General features: G+C 65.4%; 22 protein-coding genes. 12 read left to right on the forward strand and 10 right to left on the reverse strand.

All coding sequences use genetic code 11. From position 1 onward, the window contains the following. From J2Y58_RS19025 to cyoA, 8 genes are all read right to left on the reverse strand, one after another. Nucleotides 1-1,449, reverse strand: a 1,449-nt coding sequence (locus J2Y58_RS19025) for an MASE1 domain-containing protein (protein ID WP_310106692.1), incomplete at its 3' end; no start/stop codon positions are given. A gap of 102 nt (nucleotides 1,450-1,551) precedes the next feature. Continuing rightward, nucleotides 1,552-2,379, reverse strand: coding sequence for a universal stress protein (locus J2Y58_RS19030; protein ID WP_037447240.1), 828 nt, complete (start codon nucleotides 2,377-2,379; stop codon nucleotides 1,552-1,554). 16 nt (nucleotides 2,380-2,395) lie between these two features. Next, nucleotides 2,396-3,466 carry an alcohol dehydrogenase AdhP gene (adhP, locus tag J2Y58_RS19035; RefSeq protein ID WP_037447237.1) on the reverse strand — a complete coding sequence of 357 codons (1,071 nt, stop codon included), beginning with the start codon at nucleotides 3,464-3,466 and terminating at the stop codon, nucleotides 2,396-2,398. A gap of 107 nt (nucleotides 3,467-3,573) precedes the next feature. Then, nucleotides 3,574-4,293, reverse strand: coding sequence for an SURF1 family protein (locus J2Y58_RS19040; protein ID WP_310106760.1), 720 nt, complete (start codon nucleotides 4,291-4,293; stop codon nucleotides 3,574-3,576). A gap of 13 nt (nucleotides 4,294-4,306) precedes the next feature. Next, nucleotides 4,307-4,687 (reverse strand): cytochrome o ubiquinol oxidase subunit IV, encoded by a 381-nt coding sequence (gene cyoD, locus J2Y58_RS19045; protein ID WP_037447234.1) that lies wholly within the window; start codon nucleotides 4,685-4,687, stop codon nucleotides 4,307-4,309. Continuing rightward, a complete protein-coding gene (gene cyoC, locus J2Y58_RS19050) occupies nucleotides 4,684-5,319 on the reverse strand; it encodes a cytochrome o ubiquinol oxidase subunit III (protein ID WP_037447231.1) in 636 nt (211 codons plus the stop codon). Before cyoC ends, cyoD begins: the two co-directional genes overlap by 4 nt. A gap of 1 nt (nucleotide 5,320) precedes the next feature. Beyond that, nucleotides 5,321-7,321: a cytochrome o ubiquinol oxidase subunit I gene (cyoB, locus tag J2Y58_RS19055; RefSeq protein ID WP_037447228.1), complete on the reverse strand. Its 2,001-nt coding sequence runs from the start codon at nucleotides 7,319-7,321 to the stop codon at nucleotides 5,321-5,323. Nucleotides 7,322-7,343: 22 nt separating this feature from the next. Next, on the reverse strand, nucleotides 7,344-8,534 hold the full coding sequence (cyoA, locus tag J2Y58_RS19060) for a ubiquinol oxidase subunit II (RefSeq protein WP_310106715.1): 1,191 nt from the start codon (nucleotides 8,532-8,534) through the stop codon (nucleotides 7,344-7,346). Between the two features lie 105 nt (nucleotides 8,535-8,639). On the opposite strand from cyoA, the gene J2Y58_RS19065 reads away from it, so the two are divergent. From J2Y58_RS19065 to hemN, 4 genes are all read left to right on the forward strand, one after another. After that, entirely contained in the window at nucleotides 8,640-9,971 is a 1,332-nt protein-coding gene (locus J2Y58_RS19065) for an MFS transporter (protein WP_037447225.1), read from the forward strand. A 27-nt stretch (nucleotides 9,972-9,998) separates the two neighbouring features. Then, nucleotides 9,999-10,676, forward strand: coding sequence for an NAD(P)H-dependent oxidoreductase (locus J2Y58_RS19070; RefSeq protein ID WP_051749601.1), 678 nt, complete (start codon nucleotides 9,999-10,001; stop codon nucleotides 10,674-10,676). A 22-nt stretch (nucleotides 10,677-10,698) separates the two neighbouring features. Further along, nucleotides 10,699-11,226 (forward strand): hypothetical protein, encoded by a 528-nt coding sequence (locus tag J2Y58_RS19075; protein WP_037447224.1) that lies wholly within the window; start codon nucleotides 10,699-10,701, stop codon nucleotides 11,224-11,226. A gap of 282 nt (nucleotides 11,227-11,508) precedes the next feature. Further along, nucleotides 11,509-12,900 (forward strand): oxygen-independent coproporphyrinogen III oxidase, encoded by a 1,392-nt coding sequence (gene hemN, locus J2Y58_RS19080; RefSeq protein ID WP_307724545.1) that lies wholly within the window; start codon nucleotides 11,509-11,511, stop codon nucleotides 12,898-12,900. 70 nt (nucleotides 12,901-12,970) lie between these two features. On the opposite strand, the gene J2Y58_RS19085 is transcribed toward hemN, so the two are convergent. Continuing rightward, nucleotides 12,971-13,627, reverse strand: coding sequence for an OmpW family protein (locus J2Y58_RS19085; RefSeq protein ID WP_037447221.1), 657 nt, complete (start codon nucleotides 13,625-13,627; stop codon nucleotides 12,971-12,973). 139 nt (nucleotides 13,628-13,766) lie between these two features. Between J2Y58_RS19085 and J2Y58_RS19090 the strand changes: the two genes are divergently transcribed. From J2Y58_RS19090 to J2Y58_RS19125, 8 genes are all read left to right on the forward strand, one after another. Continuing rightward, nucleotides 13,767-14,462, forward strand: coding sequence for a Crp/Fnr family transcriptional regulator (locus J2Y58_RS19090; protein ID WP_239024935.1), 696 nt, complete (start codon nucleotides 13,767-13,769; stop codon nucleotides 14,460-14,462). Nucleotides 14,463-14,534: 72 nt separating this feature from the next. Next, on the forward strand, nucleotides 14,535-15,344 hold the full coding sequence (locus J2Y58_RS19095) for a universal stress protein (RefSeq protein WP_037447218.1): 810 nt from the start codon (nucleotides 14,535-14,537) through the stop codon (nucleotides 15,342-15,344). A 68-nt stretch (nucleotides 15,345-15,412) separates the two neighbouring features. Continuing rightward, nucleotides 15,413-15,859: an ion channel gene (locus tag J2Y58_RS19100; protein WP_037447215.1), complete on the forward strand. Its 447-nt coding sequence runs from the start codon at nucleotides 15,413-15,415 to the stop codon at nucleotides 15,857-15,859. A gap of 59 nt (nucleotides 15,860-15,918) precedes the next feature. Then, entirely contained in the window at nucleotides 15,919-17,346 is a 1,428-nt protein-coding gene (locus tag J2Y58_RS19105) for a PAS domain S-box protein (RefSeq protein WP_310106743.1), read from the forward strand. Continuing rightward, entirely contained in the window at nucleotides 17,343-17,975 is a 633-nt protein-coding gene (locus tag J2Y58_RS19110; RefSeq protein WP_037447212.1) for a response regulator transcription factor, read from the forward strand. Before J2Y58_RS19105 ends, J2Y58_RS19110 begins: the two co-directional genes overlap by 4 nt. Before the next feature lie 34 nt (nucleotides 17,976-18,009). Next, complete coding sequence (locus J2Y58_RS19115; protein ID WP_037447209.1) at nucleotides 18,010-18,372, forward strand: response regulator; 363 nt, start codon at nucleotides 18,010-18,012, stop codon at nucleotides 18,370-18,372. A 91-nt stretch (nucleotides 18,373-18,463) separates the two neighbouring features. After that, complete coding sequence (locus J2Y58_RS19120; RefSeq protein ID WP_164523927.1) at nucleotides 18,464-19,369, forward strand: L,D-transpeptidase family protein; 906 nt, start codon at nucleotides 18,464-18,466, stop codon at nucleotides 19,367-19,369. A gap of 91 nt (nucleotides 19,370-19,460) precedes the next feature. After that, nucleotides 19,461-19,649 (forward strand): hypothetical protein, encoded by a 189-nt coding sequence (locus tag J2Y58_RS19125; RefSeq protein WP_037447206.1) that lies wholly within the window; start codon nucleotides 19,461-19,463, stop codon nucleotides 19,647-19,649. A gap of 12 nt (nucleotides 19,650-19,661) precedes the next feature. Here the strand turns inward: J2Y58_RS19125 and J2Y58_RS19130 are convergent, their stop codons facing one another. After that, complete coding sequence (locus tag J2Y58_RS19130) at nucleotides 19,662-20,645, reverse strand: sensor histidine kinase (RefSeq protein WP_037447203.1); 984 nt, start codon at nucleotides 20,643-20,645, stop codon at nucleotides 19,662-19,664. Nucleotides 20,646-20,802 lie beyond the last annotated feature (157 nt).

A 20,802-nucleotide genomic window follows, 5' to 3' on the forward strand; every position in this document is an offset into this window, starting at 1 on the left:
ACCGAACGTGTCGTTCACCGCCTTGAAGCGATCTATGTCGAAGAGGGCGAGGAACTGCTGCCCAGGTTTGCCTGCCTGCGCGAGCCGCTCCCTAGCGATCTCTAGGCCACGGCGATTTGGAAGACCGGTTAGCGCGTCTGTCGCAGCGGCGCGGGCGAGGTCGAGCTCGACCGCCTTGCGGCGCGAGACCTCCCGCACCACGTTCACGGTTCCGCTCGCCTGGCCATGCTCGTCCGAAATGGCGCAGGCATGGCTTTCGAACCATGCCATCTCTCCCGACGCCTTCATCGCCCGGAACTCGAAAATGATGGTCTGGTCCGGCGAAAGCATAGCGCGCCGGTGCGCGTCGACGATCTGCTCCACGTCCTCAGGAGAGACGATCTCACGCGCAAGTTTGCCGACTACTGCTTCGGGCGCAAAGCCGGCGATCTTCATCAGCGATGGAGATACGAAGCTGATCCGGCCGTCTGCAGTGACCGCCATGATGATGTCGCCACTGCGGTCGGTAATGATTTTGTGAAGGGCGGCTTGCTCCTGCACCTCCGAAAAAAGGATCTTCCGCCGCTTCAGCTCCGTCGCCGCGGGAAGCGCCATCAGCGTCGCGACGGCAAGGTAGAGTTCGATAAGCTGGATTCTGCCGCCCGCACTCAGCTCCGGCATCGCAACAGGTCCCAGCCCGCGAGCAGTGCATACCGAGCCGATGATCGTCAGCAATAGTAGCGCCAAGGCGGCGCCTAATCGGCCGAACCGGAAGACCATCAGCATCAACGGAAGCAGCGGCACGAACAGGAGCGGCAGCTGCGTCTGAGCGAAGACGAGCACCGCAACCGTGACGTGCAGCGTGGTTAGGGCCGCGAGCTCATAAAGCTCTCTCCGGCGCACTGCCTTGCTCCACGCCGTGACGTCCCCGCCGATTACCAGCTTGACGATCGGCATGACCGTCAGTGTGCCCAGCGAATGGGCGACGAACCAGTTGAACGCGTTGCGCCAAACAGGAAGGTCTGCGGCCCCATGCGCAAGAAGACCTGCCGGTAGCGCGGTCGCGGCCGGGACCGCGAGCCCAGCGACCAGGAGCAAAAGGCCGAGTTCGCGCAGGGACGTGAGGTGACGAGGCGTCGGCTCGACCCGCCGCATGAGCCAGGCGATCGCAGCCCCTTCCGCAACGCCGAGCAGGGCGAATGGAAGGGCCACCTGCAAGCCAAGTCCGTGGATGGTGGTCGCGAGGGCGCTTGCGATTGCACAGCCCACCAGCCTCAGCGTCCAGGAGCGCTCCGGACGATAACGGAGATCGACCGCCAGCAACGGCGTGGCGAACCATAGAAGGGCAACGCCGCCTCCCACGCGCGTGTAGGTGACAGCTACATAGGCTGCGATGAAATAGGCGATGGCGAGAAGTGACGCTTGCGCAAGCTCCTTCCTCAGTATTTGCAAGAGGGTCACGTTCGGCATGCGAGAGTGTTAGGATAAAGTGCTTAACGAATGTTAATCGCGCCTCGGGCGAAGACGTCGTCGCGCCAGTTTGTGCCTCATTGTCGACGCGAGGAAGTGTCTCTAACCAACAACCACGAGCGGCGTCTCGGTGCGCTCGAGCAGGTCGCCGGTGACCCCACCGAGCAGGATCTCGCGGATGCGGGAATGAGCGAACCCGCCGATCGCGATCAGATCGGCACCGATTTCTTGCGCATAGAGAGTCAGCGTCTCCGCCTCGCTCTTGTCGTCGTTGACGACCCAGTGCCCCTGAGCGTCGAAACCGTGCCGGAGCAGGTGTCGTTTGACTTCGGCGTGCGCCTCCTGCTCGCCCTCGCAAGCGTGCAGGGACGTGCCGACCGTCACGACATCGATCAGCGCGCCCGGGTCAGCCAACTGCACCAGCGTGTGCATGGCACGGGTTGCCTCAGGTCCGGCCTTCCACCCGAGCACTGCGCGACGGACAGGTTTGAGCGTCTGCTCTTCAGGCAGGATCAGCAGCGGGGTTCCGCTGGCCCGGATGAGCGTCTCTGCGACGCGTCTGCGCAGCCACGGGTTCGCCCAGGTCTCGCGCGCGCCGATCGCGATCAGGTCGGCCACCTGCCGCCTTCGTTTGAGATTGCCGGCAAGCCAGCCGATGTCGTCATGCAGGCCGAAGATCTCGGCCGATGACCCGGCGGCGGCGAGATGAGCGCGCACCCGTTCGACATTGGCCTGATCGTCGCCCATCAACACCCACTCAGGAACGTATAGCGTTCCGAACGGCGCGGTCCCTGGCGAGGCTGTCGGAGCGGGCGTGAGCGCGGCGACCTCCAGCGTCGCTTCACGAGCCGCCGCGAGCTCGGCAACCGTCTTCAGGAAGGTTTGTGCGTGATCGCCGTCATCGACGATGGCCAAGATGTCCTTGATCATCGGCTTTCTCCCCAGGTCAGGCGGCGGTCGCCAGGTCGGTCTCTTGCAGCGGTGCCGCCTGGGCATTGATGTCCAGCACCACGCGTCCTTCGATCGACCCTGTCCGCATGCGATCGAAAACGTCGTTGATGCGCTCCAACGGCGCTGTTTCGACCGTCGCGCGGACCTTGCCGAGTGCAGCGAAGTCGAGCGCTTCCTGCAGGTCGAGGCGGGTTCCCACGATGGAGCCGCGCACGGTGATGCCGTTCAGCACCGTGTCGAAGATCGACAGCGGGAAGTCGCCCGGTGGCAGGCCGGTCAGCGACATGGTCCCGCCCCGACGCACCATCCCAAGCCCCTGTGCGAAGGCGGTGGTAGAGACCGCGGTTACGAGCACGCCATGCGCGCCGCCGATCGCCCGCTTGACGAAGGCGACCGGGTCGCTGGTAGCCGCGTTCACGGTCAGCGCGGCCCCGAGCCGTTCGGCCAGCCGCAGCTTGGCATCGTCCACATCGACCGCGATCACGTGCAGGCCCATCGCGACCGCATATTGGACCGCCATATGGCCCAGGCCGCCGATGCCGGACACGACCATCCAGTCCCCCGGCTTGGTGTCGGTGACCTTCAGTCCCTTGTAGACCGTGACGCCGGCGCATAGCACCGGCGCAATCTCGGCGAAGCTCACCCGATCGGGGAGGTGCCCGACATAGCCGGCATCGGCGACCACGTAGTCGGCGAAGCTGCCGTTGACCGAGTAGCCGGTGTTCTGCTGGCTCTCGCACAGCGTTTCCCAGCCGCCCAGGCAATGCGGGCAGTGGCCGCATGCGGAGTACAGCCAGGGCACGCCGACGCGATCGCCCTCCTTGACGTGGATGACGCCGGACCCGGTGCCGACGACGGTTCCGACACCCTCGTGACCCGGGATGAACGGCGGCGCCGGCTTGACCGGCCAATCGCCATCGGCAGCGTGGAGATCGGTGTGACAGACTCCGCAGGCCGCGACCTGCACCAGAATCTGCCCGGGGCCGGGGCGGGGGACGGCCACTTCCTCAATCACCAGCGGCTCGCCGAATCCGCGCACGACCGCGGCCCTCATCGTCTTGTCCATCGTCGATCTCCGTTGTGCGCGAAGTATCTCGCCCAAACAGAGATGGCGCGGCATTGGGGATGTTACGGAGGCGGCGAACCGGCTGACCCGCCCCTTGGTCGCCGATCTCAGGCGCGGGTCCGTCGTACGATCACCAAGGCGACGAGGCACAGGCCGGCAAGCCCGAACCAGGTCAGCGCATAGACGAGGTGATTGTTCTGGAAGCGGATGACGGTAAGCCCGGCGCGCGGCCAAGCGTGCTTCGGCCGGGCATCGGCGTCGGCATCGATAAAGTATGGCGCCACGCGAACGAGCTGGCGCGCAGCCGCGATCGCCTGGACATCGCGGGAGAACCAGCGATCTGCCCCGGGATCATTGCGGCGGAGAAAGGCACCACCAGGCTCCGACGTCCTGAGCAGACCCGTGACGGTCGCGTGCGCCGGGAGGTTGCGAGCCCGGGTGGCCTGCACCGCACGCTCCGGGGGGACATAGCCCCGGTTGACGAGCACGACGAAGCCGGTGTCGGTGCCTAGCGGCGTGAGCACCCAGAAGCCCGTGCCCAGGTCCGTCACCGCCCGCACCAGCGTCTCGCGGTCGTGGAGGAAGCGACCGCCCGCGACGACGTGCAGATAGGCGTGGCGCTCACGTTCGATCGATGGCCAAACGGCCGGAGGCGGCGCAGACACGGGCGATGCCTGCACGCGCGCGTCCACCGCTTCGATCAGCGCCAGCTTCCAGCTTCGGCGCTCGACCTGCCAGATGCCGAGCGCGCTGAAGAGGACGATACCGAACACGGCCAGGACCGTGAGGGCGGTGCGCTTGCGCCTACCCGGACGCGACCGCCCCATCACCAATCTCGCTTCAGCGAACCGGGCCGGTCATGCCGCCGGGCATCGGCATCATGTTGGTGTTAAGGTGGAACATGACCCACACCGACCCACCGATCGTCAGCACCACGATGACCGCGGTGAACAGGAACGCCAGCAGCGTCCAACCGCCCTCGGAGCGGGTGTCCAGGTGCAGGAAGCAGACGACATGGACGACGATCTGCACCAGCGCGAGCGCGAAGATCACCGCGGCGGTCCAGCCCGGCGCGGGCCCCTGCTGCGACATGACAAGCCAGAAGGGCACGACCGTGAGGATGATCGCCAGCAGCGAGCCGATCCGGTGGCCGCGGCGGCTGCCGTGACCCATCGTGTCGCCGTGCGCGTGGAGCGCGTGATCGTAGGGTTCGGTGCTCAACGGATCACTCCATACAGGTACACGAAGGTGAAAACGCCGATCCAGATGATGTCCAGGAAGTGCCAGAACATCGACAGGCAGATCAGCCGCCGCTTCATCGGCAGCGACAGGCCGTGCTGCCCGAGCTGGATCAGCATGACTGTGAGCCAGATCAGGCCTACCGCGACGTGGGCGCCGTGCGTGCCCACCAGCGTGAAGAAGGCCGATAGGAAGGCGCTGCGCTGCGGGCTCGCGCCTTCGGCGATCAGCTGCCCGAACTCGTAAAGCTCGATGCCGAGGAAGGCGAGGCCGAGCAGCCCCGTGATCGCCAGCCACGCCCGGGTCTGCCCGACCCGGCCGGCCTCCATGTGCGGCATGGCTTCGCCGAAGGTGATGGAGGAGGCAAGCAGCAGCGCGGTGTTGAGCGCGACGAGCTTAAGGTCGAAGATCTCGCGCGGGATCGGACCGCCGGCATAGCTGGTGCTCACCACGCCGAACATCGCGAACAGCGAGGCGAAGATGAGCGCATCGCTCATCAGGTAGATCCAGAAGCCCAGGATCGTGGCGCCGCCTCCGCCGTGATCATGGTCCTCCTGCTCGGCAAGGTGCCAGGTCGGGCTGGCCGCGCGAGGGTCGAGTGCGTGGTCCGTCATGTCAGGCTCCGGCGCCGAGCAGCAGCTGCTGCCGCTGGCTTTCTGTGCGGGACACCTCGTCCGCGGGGATGAAGTAATCGCGATTGAGATTGAAGGTGTGGCCGATGGCGACCGCCAGCAGGCCGGCGAAGCTGAGCGCGGCGAGCCACCACATGTACCAGACCATGCCGAAGCCGAGCGCCAGAGCGAGGCCGGAGAGGATGACGCCCGTGCCAGTGTTGCGCGGCATGTGGACCGGCCGGAAGCCGTCACGGGGCCGCTCGTACCCGCGTGCCTTCATGTCGTGCCAGGCGTCGAGCGCGTGGACCACCGGCGTGATCGCGAAGTTGTAGGCCGGCGGAGGCGAGCTGGTCGACCATTCCAACGTCCGGCCGTTCCACGGATCGCCGGTCGTGTCGCGGAGCTGCTCGCGCTTCAGGAACCCGACGAGGATGCTCATGACGAAGCCGAGGATGCCGACCAGGATGATGAGCGCGCCGATCGCCGCGATCACGAAGTAGGGCTGGATACTGGGGTCGTCGAAGTGGTTGACCCGGCGCGGCTCGCCCATCAGGCCGACAATGTAGATCGGCGTCCAGGCGACCCAGTAACCGATCACCCAGCCCCAGAAGGCGACCTTGCCCCAGAACTCGTCGAGCTTGAAGCCGAACGCCTTGGGGAACCAGTACACCATCGCCGCGAACAGGCCGAATACCACGCCGCCGATGATCGTGTTGTGGAAGTGCGCGACCAGGAACAGCGAGTTGTGGAAGACGAAGTCGGCGGGCGGGATCGCCAGCAGCACGCCGGTCATGCCGCCGACGACGAAGGTCAGCATGAAGGCGACCACCCACATCATCGGCAGCTCGAAGCGGACGTCTCCCTTGTACATGGTGAACAGCCAGTTGAAGACCTTGGCGCCCGTCGGGATCGAGATCACCATGGTGGCGATCCCGAAGAAGCTGTTGACGCTGGGGCCCGCGCCCATGGTGAAGAAGTGGTGCAGCCAGACCAGGTACGACAGGATGGTGATGACCACCGTGGCATAGACCATTGACGAGTAGCCGAAGAGCGGCTTGCCCGAGAAGGTGGAGGTGATCTCGGAATACATGCCGAACGCCGGCAGGATCAGAACGTATACCTCCGGGTGGCCCCAGATCCAAACCATGTTCCAATACATCATCGGCGCGCCGCCAAGGTCGTTGGTGAAGAACGCGGTGCCGATGTAGCGATCGAGCATCAGCAGGAAGAAGGCGGCGGTGAGCGCCGGGAAGATCGCGATCGCCAGCACGTTGGAGCAGAGCGCGGTCCAGACGAACACCGGCATTTTCATCATGGTCATGCCCGGCGCGCGCATCTTCACGACGGTGGCGACCATGTTGATGGCGCTGAGCGTCGTTCCGACGCCCGCGATCTGGAGCGCCCAGAGATAGTAGTCGACGCCGGTATCGGGACTGTACTGCAGCCCGGCGAGCGGCGCATAGGACAGCCAGCCGGTGCGCGCGAACTCGCCAACGAACAGCGAGATCATCACCAGCACCGCGCCCGCGACCGTGAGCCAGAAGCTAAGATTGTTGAGGAACGGGAAGGCCACGTCGCGCGCGCCGATCTGGAGCGGCATGACGTAGTTGATGATGCCCACCACTAGCGGGATCGCCACGAAGAAGATCATGATCGTTCCGTGCGCGGTGAAGATCTGATCATAATGGTGCGGCGGGAGGTATCCCTCGTTCGCGCCGAACGCGATCGCCTGCTGCGCGCGCATCATCAGCGCGTCGGCGAAGCCACGCAGCAGCATGACGATGCCTAGGATGATGTACATGATGCCGACCTTCTTGTGGTCGACGCTCGTGAACCATTCGGACCAGAGATAGCCCCACAGGCGATAGCGCGTGACCACACCGACGATGCCGAGCCCCAGCAGCGACACGACGATGAAGGTGCCGAACAGAATGGGCTCGTGAATCGGGAACGATTCAAACGTCAGCCGGCCGAAAATAGTCTTGAGGATGGAGTCGCTCATCGTGGTTCCGATCGCGCGGGGGTCAGGCCCGCACGGCGCCAGCGGCGCCGCGGAGGAAGGAGGGAAGGGCGGAAAGGTCGCGGTTGCGCTGGTCGCCCGGCTTCAGCTGGCCTGGAGCCTTCCCGGGCTTCGCCGGCTTGGTGACATTCGGGCCTGAGCCCTTGTCTTCGGGCGCCTTCTGGAGCGCGGGCGTGGGCTTTTCACCCATGATCGGCGCGGCGCCGCGGCCGGGCGGCATGCCGGCGCCCATGCGGTGATCGTGCGGGTTGCCGCCGGCACGCGCCATGTCGCGCGTCATCACGTCCATCATGCACGGCTTGCCTGCCTCGACGCAGCGGTTGACGATGCGATCGAACAGCTGCGGCTGCACGGCGGCGAAGCGCATCACCGGCACCTTCTCGCTCGGCTTCGCCAAGGCGACGAAACGCTCCGTGGGAAGCGAGCCGCCTTGCGCCTTCACTCCGGCCACCCAACGTGCGAAGTCTGCCGGCGACTGCCCGTGCATCTTGAAGCGCATGTTGGAGTAACCTGCGCCGGAATAGTTGGCGGAGTAGCCCTCGCTCGTTCCCGGCTTGTTCAGGACCGCATTCAGCTCGGAGCGCATGCCCGGCATGGCGTAAATCATGCCTGCCAGCGTCGGCACGTAGAAAGTGTTGAACTGATCGTTGGAGGTGATGGAGAAGCGCACCGGCACGTCCACCGGCAGAGCCAGCTCGTTCACCGTGGCGATGCCCTGCTCGGGATAGATGAACAACCACTTCCAATCGAGCGCGACAGCCTGGATCTCGAGCGGCTTGGTGCCGGCGGGCACCGGGCGGCCCGGCGAGATCCGCTCCAGCGGCCGGAAGGGATCGAGCAGGTGCGTGCTGGTCCAGGTCACGGCGCTCAGCGCAATGATGATCAGCAGCGGGCACGACCAGATCACCAGCTCCAGCGTGGTGGAGTGGGTGAAGCTCGGATCGTAGGTCTTGTTCGCGTTGCCGCGGCGGTACTTGCGCGCGAACACCACGGTCAGCACCATGACCGGCACGATGATGAGCAGCATGACGCCTGTAGAGAACAGGATCAGGTCGCGCTGCTGGACCGCGATGTCGCCGGTGGGGTTCATGACCACCATGTCGCAGCCGCCGAGCAGTGCCGGCAGCGCCAGCATCGCCAGACGCTGTGGCAGGCGCAGAGCGCGTCGCATGAGGTTGGATCCTGTCTTGAGCATGCCCGTCCGCTAACCGGCACGCCGCCCTCTCGACTTTGACAAAAGTCAAAGGTTCGCCGGTCGCCCGAGATTACGAGAAGACGTCAGATTGAAGGACTTGGAAGCATGGTAGCCAGCACCCTGGGCCCGGCGAACTCGACGGCACTTGAGCGAGACGCCAGCCTCATCAATGCCGAACGGCACGACGTTCGCCCGGGCGACATCGCCGTCGGCGTCATCATCGGCCGCTCGACCGAGTTCTTCGACTTCTTCGTCTACGCGATCGCGTCGGTGCTGGTGTTCCCAAGCCTGATCTTCCCCGACGTGAGCCCGGTGACGGGAACGCTCTACTCCTTCGCGATCTTCGCGCTGGCCTTTGTCGCGCGCCCGTTCGGCGCGATGGCGTTCCTGTGGCTGGATCGGAGGCACGGGCGAGGGGTCAAGCTGACGGTGGCCATGTTCCTGCTGGGCGGCTCGACCGCGGCCATGGCGTTCCTGCCTGGCCATGCGCAGGTCGGCTGGATCGCTGCGGCCCTGCTCGCGCTCTTCCGGATCGGGCAGGGGATCGCGCAGGGCGGCACATGGGACGGGCTGCCGGCGCTCCTGTCGCTGAACGCACCGGCCAACCGCCGCGGCTGGTTCGCCATGATCCCGCAGCTCGGCGCACCGATCGGCCTGTTCGTGGCCGCGGCCGTGTTCGCGTTCCTGCTCAACACGTTGAAGATGAGCGACTTCCTCGACTGGGGCTGGCGCTATCCCTTCTTCGTCGCCTTTGTTATCAACGTGGTCGCGCTGTTCGCCCGGCTTCGGCTCATCTCGACGCCCGAGTTCCAGGAGCTGTTCGAAAGCCGAGAGCTGCAGCCCTCGCCCGTTACCCAGATGTTCCGGGAGGAGGGGCGCACCGTGGTGCTCGGCGCCTTCGCCGCGCTCGCCAGCTTTGCGCTATTTCACCTCGTCACCGTCTTCCCGCTCTCCTGGGTGGTGCTGAATGGGGGCAGCGCTATCCGCTTCCTGACCATCGAAATGGTGGGTGCAGCCGTCGGACTCCTTGCGGTCACGGCTTCAGGGGCCATCGCCGACCGGATCGGCCGGCGGGTGCTGCTGGGCGTGTCGGCGGCGATGATCGGCGCGTACAGCGGGTTCGCACCGCAGCTCCTTGATCGCGGGCCGGCGGGCGAGTGGACCTACATGATCCTCGGTTTCGTCCTGCTCGGGCTGTCGTTCGGGCAATCGTCCGGCGCGACCAACGGCAGCTTCTCGCCCCGGCATCGCTACACGGGTGCAGGTACCACCGCGACGGCGGCCTGGTTCGTCGGTGCCGCCTTTGCACCGTTGGCGGCGCTGTTCCTCGCCAGCCGCTTCGGGCTGATCGCCGTGGGGGCGTACCTGCTGTCGGGCGCCGCCTGCACGCTGGGCGCGCTCGCGCTGAACCGTGACTGGGGCCGCAAGGCCGCCTGAGCCGGCCACCGCTACTGGAGTGAAGCCATGATGTTCCGTCACCTCGTTGTGCTCGCCAACCCGACGCCTGAAGGGTTCGACCACGCCATCGTCGATGCCTATCGGGAGGCGGTTGCAGCCAACCACCATAGCGTCGAGGTCCGCGATCTCTATGCATTGGGGTTCGACCCGGTGCTGCGCACCAGCGAGCGTCCGACTGAACCCGGCTGGTCGCCTGCAGCGGACGTCGCAGCCGAACTAGCCCATCTGGAGCGCTGCGACATTGTCGTCTTCGTCTACCCGATCTGGTTCGGCCTGCCGCCGGCCATGCTGAAGGGCTATGTCGAGCGTGTACTGGGGGCGGGCTACACCTTCCGCGATCTGCAGGCTGCTTCCGGGCAGTCGGTGGTCGCAGGAAAGCCACTTCTGTCGTTCAGCACGTCAGGCGCCTCGCTCCCCTGGCTCAACGAGCAGGGGCAGGTACTGTCGTTGAAAGAGGTGTTTGACGTCTATCTCTGGCGTGGACTGGGTATGGGACAGGCCGAGCACATTCGAATCGACTCCGTCGTGCCTGACATGGATGCCTCTTACGCCGGGGAGCAGTTGGAGCGGGTGCGCCAGGCCGCGGACAAGGCGTGCGCGATGCTCGCTGACGGTCGGTACCGCGCGCAGGCTCAGGCGGCGCTGCAGCGGCGTTCGCAAGAGGATAGCAGCCGGACGCAGTGACCAGAAAGCTGGAGGCTTTGCCGTGGAACAGCCTTTCTCGCAGGTGCTGCCCTTCGTGCGCAGGTCCAAGGTCATCGACGAGGTCGATGTTGGAGCTCTTTTGTCGGATCATGCCGACATCAGAGAAATGTGCGACCGGGTGGAAGCGCTCGCCGATCGCCTCCTGGAGGCACCGGACCATGACGAGCGTAGTGCGATCGCCGACCTGATCCAAAGCCGCTTCAGAAAGCATGTCGAGATCACCAGCAGGTTTCTCGACCGCGTGTTCGCGGGCGAACAGCTCCGCGTCGGGGCGGGTATGTTGCGACGCATCCTTCTTGAGCAGGTCGCGATCGGCATGCACGCGGAGGATGTCGGCGAGATGCTCCGAGAGAAGGGTGTCGACGACTCGCGAACGGACATGCTCAGCTACATGCTTCGCTGCCTGTTCGATGGTTGCCGGCGCTTGCTGGACTATGAAGAGCTGGCGTTCCTGTATCTGGGCGCTCGCCGATACACGCCGGGCGCAAGAATGACGCTGGAACAGGCGCTCGACGGAGCGTCCCACTAGGTTGCTGCCGCGAGCGCCGGCCGATGGAGGGCTCGCGGCCAATCACCATTTGTGGGCCAGGCCCCAATCAGGGATGCCGGCGTTCGCTGACGGTCACGAACATCATGGTCAGCATAAAAAGGCCCATGGCGCCTGCCGCGAGATACAGAAACCAGTCGTTCGGAAGATGGATCATCGTCGCCTCCTTTTGCTCGAGGCCTACGGGGTGCCGCGCTACTCGGCTGCTGCCGTTGACCAACCGCAAGGGCGTTGATCCGGCATTATACGTAGCGGCTCTGACATTTGACGATCGTCAAGGCGCAGGCAAATGTCGCCGGTCATCGCACGCTCATGACCGCTTACCATGCTGACCTCGCCGCGCTGAGTGTGCCACGCTACACCAGCTATCCAACCGCAGTTTCGTTCAGCGGGAAGGTGGGAGCTTCCGAACAACGGCAAGCGCTGGGAGCGCTGGCCGATGACGCAAAGCTCTCGCTCTACCTGCACGTTCCCTTTTGCGAGACGATCTGCTGGTACTGCGGGTGCAACACCGGTGCCGTCGGCCGCGCGAGCCGGGTCACCCGGTACGTCGAGGCGCTGCTAAGTGAGATTGAAACGGTAGCGCAGCTCGTCCGCGGCTGCGTCACCCATGTCCACTTCGGCGGCGGCAGCCCCAATGCCCTGCCGGCAGCCGAGTTCAGTAGGATCTGCGCGGCGCTTCAGCGATCGTTCCGGGTCGACCCTGCCGCCGAATGGGCTGCGGAACTCGATCCGCGTAGTCTCGACGCCGATTATGCCCGCACGCTGGCCGGCTGCGGTATCACGCGGGCCAGCCTCGGCGCCCAAACCTTTTCCCTGCGGATCCAGCAGCAGATCAACCGAGTACAGCCGTTCCGGGAGGTGGCGCTCCGCGCGGCCGAGCTGCGCGCGGCCGGTGTTGCCGCCATCAATCTCGACCTCATGTACGGACTGCCCGGCCAGACGCTGGATGACATCGCATGCACGCTTGCGCGGACGCGGTTGCTTGCACCCTCCCGTGTGGCGATGTTCGGCTACGCGCACATGCCCCGGATGCTGCCGCGCCAGCGCATGATCGACGACACGCTGCTGCCGAACGCGCATGCTCGCTTCACGCAGTCGCTGCTGGCTCATGAGATGCTCGAGGAGCAGGGTTTTGCCACAATCGGCTTCGACCACTACGCCAGGCCCGACGACCCGCTCGCCGAAGCCGCGGCGGCCGGTCGCCTCCGGCGCAACTTTCAGGGTTTCACGGATGACGACGCCGATGCCCTGATCGGCCTCGGTGCTTCCGCAATCAGTCAGGTGGGCAACGTCATCGTACAGAACGGGAAGCACCTCGGTCGGTATGTCGAAATGGTGAACTCCGGTGGGCTGGCCGGGGTCAAAGGCGTCACGCTACAGCCGACTGATCGTGCGCGCGGCTGGGTGATCGAGCGGCTGCTCTGCGACGGGCAGGTGGACCTGGACATCGCGCACCGGACGTTCGGCATTCGTGGACTGCTCGACCGAAGGGCTCATGATCGGCTGGAAGATCTTGTGCTGCGCGGCCTGGTGACGATCTCGGGCGCGACGCTCGCGCTGACCCCGGAGGGGAAGCCCTACGCCCGCCTGGTCGCTAGCGCGTTCGACGAGCACTCGGCGCTCAACGTCCAGCGGTTCAGCCGCGCAGTCTGATCTTCGGGCGCAAAAAAGCGGCCACGTCGGGGAACCGGCGTGGCCGCTGAGTTCGGCCGGAGAAAGGGCGTTAGAAGCGCATGCCGACGCCGACGCCGATTACCAGCGGATCGATGCTGACACGCACACGGTTCGTCCCCGCGGCGGTGGTCAGCCGGGCCGTGGTGTCAATGTCGATGTACTTGACGTCGACGTTCAGGAAGGTGCGAGGCCCGATGTCGACATCGACGCCCGCCTGCAGTGCGTAACCGGCGCTGTCGCTCATGCGCACCTTCGTCGACCCGAGCGCGCCTTCCAGTGCGTCGCTGGCATTCTCGGCATAGAAGACCGTGTAATTGACGCCGGCGCCCACATAGGGCCGGATCTTGCCGGTGGGCGCGAGATGGTATTGCAGGGTCAGCGTCGGCGGCAGCACCCACGTACTCGCAACCGTATCGATGGCGGCGATTGAGCCTCGCCCCGTCGCCTTGTGCTTCGTCGTGGCGACGATCAGCTCCGCGCCGATGTGGTCGGTCGCCATGTAGGTGAAATCAACCTCGGGCATCACGCTGTCGGTCACGCCCACCCGGCTGCCCGGAAGGCCGGAAACCTCACCGGAACTCTCCGTCGGCGACACCACGATGCCGCGGACGCGCACCAGCCAGTCGCCGGCGGCGGTCTGCGCCGCGGCCATGCCGGGAGTGAGCAATGCCGCGGTGAACAGGGCGGCGGTCAGGTAGGCGCGCATGGGAGACTCCTCGAAGTGAGCTCCGCGGCTAGTCCCTGATCTCCCGGTCTCGATTTGACCTGCGACAACCCGGGACCTTCGTACAATCCCTTATGCCCGAGGGCGCGGCAGCTCCTTATCGGCGGTGGGGAAGGGAAGTATGATGCAATTGGCCGCCGCTCAGTCGACACTCTCATCGCGTTGCATGGGCTGCGCTGCCCGCAGCCGTTCGCTCTGCAGCAACTTCTCGCCGGAGGCGGCACGCGAGTTCGACCGGCTCGCCCGCCCGATCACGCTCGCGCGCGGCGAGACGCTGGTCTGGGAGGATGACGACACGCTGCTCGTCGGCTTCGTCGTGTCCGGAGTCCTTAAGCTGACCGCGTCGCTCGCCGATGGACGCGAGCAGATTCTGGGACTTGCCGGCATGGGGGACGTGGTCGGCAGGCCGTTCGGTACACGGAGCAGCTATTCCGTCACAGCGCTCGGACAGACCCGGCTTTGCGTTTTGGGGCGACCGGCCTTCGAGCAGTTCGCCGCAACCCACCCGGAGGTCGAGCATGCACTGCTGCTGCGCGCCCTGGACGAGCTCGACAGGGCGCGTCGATGGATGCTGTTGCTCGGCCGCAAGTCGGCCGGTGAGCGGGTTGCCAGCCTGCTAGTCGAGTTTGCGGAACGATCGCCAGAGGACAACGTCGCGTTTCCCCTCACCCGACAGCAGATGGGCGACCTTCTGGGGCTCTCGCTCGAGACAGTCAGCCGCGAGCTGAGCAAGCTCAAGGCCAGAGGCCTGATCACCTTGTCGGTGAAGCATTTCCGCGTCGAGGACGAGGCGTGCCTTCGCCAGCGCGCGGCCTGACATCCGGAACATTGCGGATATTGGCGCCGCGGTCGCCCTCCTAGCATCGATCCAGGCTAGAGGAGGGAACCCATGAAGAACATCCTGCTGCTGATCCACGGCGATGAAGGACAGGAGGCCCGGTACCAGTCGGCTCTCGACGTTGCGCGCGCGGTGGGCGGGCATCTCACCTGTCTCGACCTGACGATCATCCCCGAGGTGATGGGCGACTATGTGGCGATGGGCGTCGGCGGCCTTCTGCTCGCCGAGGAGCAGGAGAGCGAGACCCTTCACGGTGTCCGGATGCGGGCGCGGCTCGAGCGCGAGGACGTCCCGTTCGACTGGACAGAGACGACCGGCTTTCTGTCGCAGACGATCGAAGCTCGGGCGCGAATGACGGACCTGATCGTGCTCAGCACGGACGAGGACGGCAAGCTTCTCCCGCGCATGCGGGACGTGATCGGCGATCTGCTGGTGCACACCGGCAAACCCGTGCTCGCCGTACCTCCGGCTTCTCGCAAGCTCGATGTGCGGGGTCGCGCGATCGTCGCTTGGGACGGCTCGCCGGACGCGGAGGCGGCGCTGACTGCGGCCATGCCGCTCCTGTCGCTCGCCCGCTGCGTCACGCTCTACTATGCCGACGACAAGTCGATGGACACGCCGATCGAGGATGCGGCCCGCTACCTCTCGCGGCATGGGATCGAACCCGTGATCAAGAGGGAGCCGATCGGCATCGACCGGGTGGACGTCGCGCTCCGGTGCGAAGCCGAAATGGGTCACTATGACCTGGTCGTCATGGGCGCTTATGGCCACGCTCGCACGATGGAGACGATCTTCGGTGGCGCGACGCAGGGCATGCTGAAGCGGTGCCGGGTACCCCTGCTGCTCGTCCACCACCGCTAAAGGATCAGGGAAGGACGAGAACGTCGCGGGCGGCAGTATCTCGCTGTCGCCCGTGACAACCGTCACCGATGCAGCTCCTCGTTGAACTTGCCGCGGCCACCATGCTGGTCGCCATCACGTGCGCGGTTCACCTGATGGGTATCGCCGCGCTGATGCTGCTGCTGCGCCTGCATCGGCGCCGGCGGCCGGCCGATGCGAGGCTGATATGGGAAGGCCTGGCTATCGTGGGCGCGGCGACCGGCCTCTTTGTCCTGCATGGCATAGAGATTTGGCTCTATGCCGGCTTCTATCTGTTCGTCGGAGCGTTGCCCTCTCTTGAAGCGGCCCTCTACTTCTCGACCGCGTCCTACACGACGGTCGGCTATGGCGATGTGGTCCTTGCGCCGGGATGGCGGGTGCTCGGCGCCATCGAAAGTGCGAACGGCATCATCCTGCTGGGCTGGTCAACCGCCTTCTTCGTCGCCATCGTGGGCCGCATCCGCTGGCTGGAATCCGAGATCGAGAACACGCAGTGATCAACGCCGAGACCACCCCCGCCGCGACCGCGGAGGACCTGGCGCTGTTCGTTGCGAGCGTGACCGACCGCGCCCTGTTGCTGGCGGCGCCCGACGGAACGCTGACCTATTGGGGCGAGGGAGCGGAGCGGCTGCTCGGCACGCCGAGGAGCGAAGCGGTCGGGCGCAGTATCGACGCCTTCTGGCCAGCGGCGAGCGGTCGATGGCCACAAGCCGGCGCAAGCATCACTGTTCGGCTGGAAGACTGGTGCAAGCGTGCGGACGGTTCGGAGTTCCTCGCCGATATCACGGTCGCGCCCGTGTTCGACGGCCAGAAGCTCCGCGGCTACGGACTGATGATCGCCGACGTCACGGGGCGGCGCGCGGCCGAGCACATGCTGGCCGAGAGCGAGGCGCATATGCGCTCGGTGCTCGCGACTGTGCCGGACGCCATGGTCGTGATCGACGAGCGGGGGCTGATCCAGTCGTTCAGCGCCGCGGCCGAGCGCCTGTTCGGCTACGGGGAAACAGAGGTCCTCGGCCGCAACGTCAGCCTGCTGATGCCCGGCGACCACCGGGCGCGGCACGATCGCTACATCGGTCATTATCTCGAGACCGGCGAGCGACGGATCATCGGCATCGGCCGCATCGTCGTCGGGCAGCGCAAGGACGGCACCGAGTTCCCGATGGAGCTGTCGGTCGGGGAGGCTCACGGCGCCAACGGCAGGATCTTCACCGGCTTCATCCGCGACCTGTCGGACCAGCAACGCGCCGAGTTGCGGTTGAAGGAGTTGCAGGGCGAGCTGATCCATGTTTCACGGTTGAGCGCGATGGGGACCATGGCCTCGACACTCGCGCACGAGCTGAACCAGCCGCTGACCGCGATCGCCAATTACCTGGAGGCGGCGCGTGACCTGCTGGACGCGGAGGATGCGCCCAGAGAGCTTCTGGCCGAGGCGGTCGGCGAGTCCGCCAACGAGGCGCTCCGCGCCGGCCGCATCGTGCGGCGGCTGCGCGAGTTCGTAGCCCGCGGCGAGACCGAGCGTCGCATCGAGCCTGTACCGTCCCTCATTGAGGATGCGATCCGGCTCGGGCTTACCGGCGCGCGCGAGCGCGGCGTGCGCAGTTTCGTGTCGCTCGACCCGGCGGCCAGTCATGTGCTCGCAGACCGCGTCCAGATCCAGCAGGTGCTCGTCAATCTGCTCCGCAATGCGGTGGAGGCGCTGGGCAACGGCGAGGTCAGCGACATCACGACGTCCACGATCCGCGACGGCGCTCATGTGCGTATCGGGATCACGGACACAGGCCCGGGGTTGGATCCAGCAATCGCACCACGGCTCTTTCAGGCCTTCACGTCGAGCAAGCAGGACGGCATGGGCCTGGGCCTGTCCATCTGCCGGACCATCGTGGAGGCGCATGGCGGACGCATCTGGGCGGAGCCCGGCACGGACAAGGGCGCGGCCTTCTACTTTACGCTACCGGCTGCGTCGGAAGGGGACGAGGTATGAGCGAGCGCCGGCTCGTCCATGTTGTCGATGATGAGGATGCCGTCCGCCGCTCGGTCGGCTTTCTGCTCCGCACCTCGGGCTTCGACGTGCAGAGCCATGCCTCGGGCGTAGCCTTCCTCAAGGAGGTCAAAGCGGCGGAGCCTGGGTGCGTGCTGCTCGACGTCCGCATGCCCGAGATCGACGGGCTTGAGGTCCAGCAGCAGATGGCGCAGCGCGGCGTCGGCTGGCCGGTGGTGATCCTGACCGGACATGGCGACGTGCCTATCGCCGTTCAGGCGATGAAGGCGGGCGCTGTCGACTTTCTGGAAAAGCCGTTCGACAAGGCGTCGCTGCTGCGCGCACTCGCCGCCGGTTTCGCGATCTTCGACCGGCATGATGCGGCCGCTGCCTCGGCGCAGGAGGCTGCCACGCGCATCGCCGCGCTGACGCCCCGCGAGCAGGACGTTCTGCGCGGGCTTGCCGATGGTCTGCCGAATAAAACTATCGCCTTCGATCTCGGCATTTCGCCCAGGACGGTCGAGGTGCACCGGGCCAATCTCATGACCAAGCTCGGTGTTCACAGCTTGTCCGAGGCGCTTCGGCTTGCCTTCGCGGCCGGCCTCGGAGGGGAAGCTCGTACATCTACGTAGAGCGTTGTCGCCATAACGAGGGCAGGGTGGCTCGATGGAACAGAACCCCCGAGCGCTCGCCGTCATCGTTGAGGACGACCAGGCCGTCCGCCGATCGTTACAGCTGCTGCTGCACTGGCGCGGGTATGACGTGCGCGCCTACGGCACGGCGCAGGCGAGCGTTGCGGGCGACGACCTCGCCTCCGTAGGCCTGCTGGTGGCGGACTACCAGCTGCCTGATGGGGATGGGATCGGCGTTCTCCGGGCGCTGCAGCGACGTGGCTGGTGCGGACGAGCCGTTCTGGTCACCGGACACCCCAGCGCCGGGCTGAAGGATGCGGCGCTCGCGAGCGGTTTCAATGCTGTTCTCGAAAAGCCGCTCCGCCGACACGAACTGCTCGGCGCGCTCTCACGCTGAGCGATCGCCCACGCGGCACGGGGTGATTTCGCGGTAGACTGAGGGAAGATACGGATAGGCCACGACCCGGCTTCGGTCGATGGTCCATTCCATGTTGTCTATTGCCTTCCTTCTTATGCTCGCGTCCGTGCCGGAAGCGCCTGCGCTGACCGCCGGCACCGTGGCGCAAGCTGCGGCGCGGCTTCGACCGGGCCAGTATCTCTGGGCCCCGCAGGTTGCACCCAGCGGTCCCATGATCATGGTCGTGAACCTCAGGACGCAGCGAGCGACGGTGTACCGCAACGGCATACCGATCGGCATCACCACGGTGTCGTCCGGTCGGCCCGGGCACGAGACACCGCCGGGCGTCTATACAATCCTGCAGAAGGAAGCGGACCACCGCTCCAACTTGTACAACAACGCGCCCATGCCGTTCATGCAACGCCTGACCTGGGACGGCATCGCGCTGCACGGCGGCGCTCTTCCTGGCTATCCGGCCTCCCACGGCTGCATCCGCCTGCCGGAGGCGTTCGCGCGCTTGCTCTTCGCCGAAAGCCGACTGGGCATGATGGTGGTCGTCACGCGGCTTGATACGATGCCGGTGATGGCGGCTACGGAAGCGGCGCCGCTCCTGCCTGATCGGATCGAGCCTACCCTCTGGAAGGCGGAGAAGAGAGGTGCCGCTGCCCTTTCGGTCGTAGTGAGCACGACTGATCGTGAGGTGCGGGTCATTCGCGACGGAAAGGAGATTGGGGCGGCGCCCGTGACGTTGACGGGCAACGTCACAGGCCCGGTCGCTTACCAGCGGCAGGTCGACGGCCGTTGGCTGCGCCTCGACCTGCCAGGCTCGGGGAGGGCCGTCGTACCCGATCTCGGGCCGGACGTGATCGGGGTCGATCCCGACTTTAGCGCCCGCGTGCTGGATGCAGCGGGTCCGGGGACCACTGTGGTGGTTACTCCAGATCGCCTTCGGCCAGAGCTATCCCTTACGTCAACCTTGATGACGGGGAACGAGTAGACCCCGCAATCAGGCAAACGTGACCGATCGTGGCCGCTCTTGGACCTGAGTGCTCCTGCCAGCGTTGATCGTTGCGGAAAGGAGAATTGAGATGAAAGAGGTCCATGATGAGGCCTCGGCAGCAACCGCGAACAACGGCGTCGTCGACGTGAGCGGTCCGGACGCAGTCAATGTGAGCCTCAAGCCTGCCGCAGCGCTCAAGACAGCGGAGCGGATCAGCAGCGCGGCAGTTGAGGCGCTCCTGGAGCAGACGAGCCAGGCATCGAAGGAACGCCACTAACAAATCAGACTTTCAGGTGGCGAGGCGCTCTAGTGGCGCATGGAGGGACCAGACGAGGCCGGACGGTAGCTCCTGTATCCCGCATTGCCCACCGAGACGACGCGGCGTTGCCACGCTTAGCAATCGGTCGCTCCAAGCTGAAAGTGGTGCCCTCATCTGCGGTCCGTCGCGATCGGCCCATTGCAGCCATAAGTAAGACGCCTCGACATCGTTGGCGCTCCAGCTGATCTCGACGTAGCCATTCCTGCTGCTCAAGGCCCCGGTCCTGAATGAGTGAACGTGCAGCTCGTGAAGCGCCAGGCCAAGCGTCACCGCGGCGCCAGGACCGACCAGCACTGATGGACCAGTTACCTTGCAGCGCTTGTCACCGACAACGTTCATGAGGCGAGACACAAGGACCTGCAGATCCGTAGAATGCGATTGCGGCTGCAGGAGAAGATCGCCGATGCTGCTCAGCATCGCAGTCCGCGCGGCGAGATCCCGAGCCTTGTCGATCAAGGGTCGATCCTCGTCGAGAACTTGATTTGTTATCGCGGAGACGATCGCAAGGAGGTTGCGCAACTGGTGACGTGCGGTACTCGCGGAGACGTAATCAACGGATTGGGATAGGGCGACAGATGGCAAGCCCAAAGCCGGCGCCACTTGCGCAAGATCACCGCTGATCCGTACCTCGGAGCCGTCAACCAGCGACACAGTGGTCGTGGCCTCGACCCCCCGAACCTGCACGATAGCTTCAGGGTTGATCACGAGACGGGACCCGTCCGAAGCGACCAACTCACGAGAATGAGCATCAACCCTAAAAAGAGCTGAGCCGCTGGCACCGGCGCTCACGTCCTGTGTTAGCACTTGATCGCCGACACGATCGGCTTCGGCATGGTCCAGCGCTTCCGCCAGCTTGCAGGCAAACAGGCTTGATCCGTTTCCGTTATCGTCCAAAACATTCAGCGCTTGACGCGCCAGTGCAATTGACGTGAGTTCCGTCTCTCGATTGTTCATGCGGCTTAGCCCAGGACCACGCCAGCAGTGCGCTGTTCGCTCAAATTGGTGCTACCGCACAAGCATGTAGCGTGCAATCTGATGGGAACGGCGTCGCGATCTGTTCACTCATTGGCGCGCTCAGAGAAAACCTCATTTTACATAAGATATATTATCG

Source organism: Sphingomonas sp. BE138 (genome assembly GCF_031456125.1).
Classification (GTDB): domain Bacteria; phylum Pseudomonadota; class Alphaproteobacteria; order Sphingomonadales; family Sphingomonadaceae; genus Sphingomonas.

What these genes read in the sequence shown, in the direction of transcription:
- J2Y58_RS19030 (WP_037447240.1), bottom strand. Translation starts at nt 2,379, where the DNA reads ATGATCAAGGACATCTTGGCCATCGTCGATGACGGCGATCACGCACAA.
- adhP (WP_037447237.1), bottom strand. Translation starts at nt 3,466, where the DNA reads ATGGACAAGACGATGAGGGCCGCGGTCGTGCGCGGATTCGGCGAGCCG.
- J2Y58_RS19040 (WP_310106760.1), bottom strand. Translation starts at nt 4,293, where the DNA reads ATGGGGCGGTCGCGTCCGGGTAGGCGCAAGCGCACCGCCCTCACGGTC.
- cyoC (WP_037447231.1), bottom strand. Translation starts at nt 5,319, where the DNA reads ATGACGGACCACGCACTCGACCCTCGCGCGGCCAGCCCGACCTGGCAC.
- cyoB (WP_037447228.1), bottom strand. Translation starts at nt 7,321, where the DNA reads ATGAGCGACTCCATCCTCAAGACTATTTTCGGCCGGCTGACGTTTGAA.
- cyoA (WP_310106715.1), bottom strand. Translation starts at nt 8,534, where the DNA reads ATGCTCAAGACAGGATCCAACCTCATGCGACGCGCTCTGCGCCTGCCA.
- J2Y58_RS19065 (WP_037447225.1), top strand. Translation starts at nt 8,640, where the DNA reads ATGGTAGCCAGCACCCTGGGCCCGGCGAACTCGACGGCACTTGAGCGA.
- J2Y58_RS19070 (WP_051749601.1), top strand. Translation starts at nt 9,999, where the DNA reads ATGATGTTCCGTCACCTCGTTGTGCTCGCCAACCCGACGCCTGAAGGG.
- J2Y58_RS19085 (WP_037447221.1), bottom strand. Translation starts at nt 13,627, where the DNA reads ATGCGCGCCTACCTGACCGCCGCCCTGTTCACCGCGGCATTGCTCACT.
- J2Y58_RS19090 (WP_239024935.1), top strand. Translation starts at nt 13,767, where the DNA reads ATGATGCAATTGGCCGCCGCTCAGTCGACACTCTCATCGCGTTGCATG.
- J2Y58_RS19095 (WP_037447218.1), top strand. Translation starts at nt 14,535, where the DNA reads ATGAAGAACATCCTGCTGCTGATCCACGGCGATGAAGGACAGGAGGCC.
- J2Y58_RS19100 (WP_037447215.1), top strand. Translation starts at nt 15,413, where the DNA reads ATGCAGCTCCTCGTTGAACTTGCCGCGGCCACCATGCTGGTCGCCATC.
- J2Y58_RS19110 (WP_037447212.1), top strand. Translation starts at nt 17,343, where the DNA reads ATGAGCGAGCGCCGGCTCGTCCATGTTGTCGATGATGAGGATGCCGTC.
- J2Y58_RS19115 (WP_037447209.1), top strand. Translation starts at nt 18,010, where the DNA reads ATGGAACAGAACCCCCGAGCGCTCGCCGTCATCGTTGAGGACGACCAG.
- J2Y58_RS19120 (WP_164523927.1), top strand. Translation starts at nt 18,464, where the DNA reads ATGTTGTCTATTGCCTTCCTTCTTATGCTCGCGTCCGTGCCGGAAGCG.
- J2Y58_RS19125 (WP_037447206.1), top strand. Translation starts at nt 19,461, where the DNA reads ATGAAAGAGGTCCATGATGAGGCCTCGGCAGCAACCGCGAACAACGGC.
- J2Y58_RS19130 (WP_037447203.1), bottom strand. Translation starts at nt 20,645, where the DNA reads ATGAACAATCGAGAGACGGAACTCACGTCAATTGCACTGGCGCGTCAA.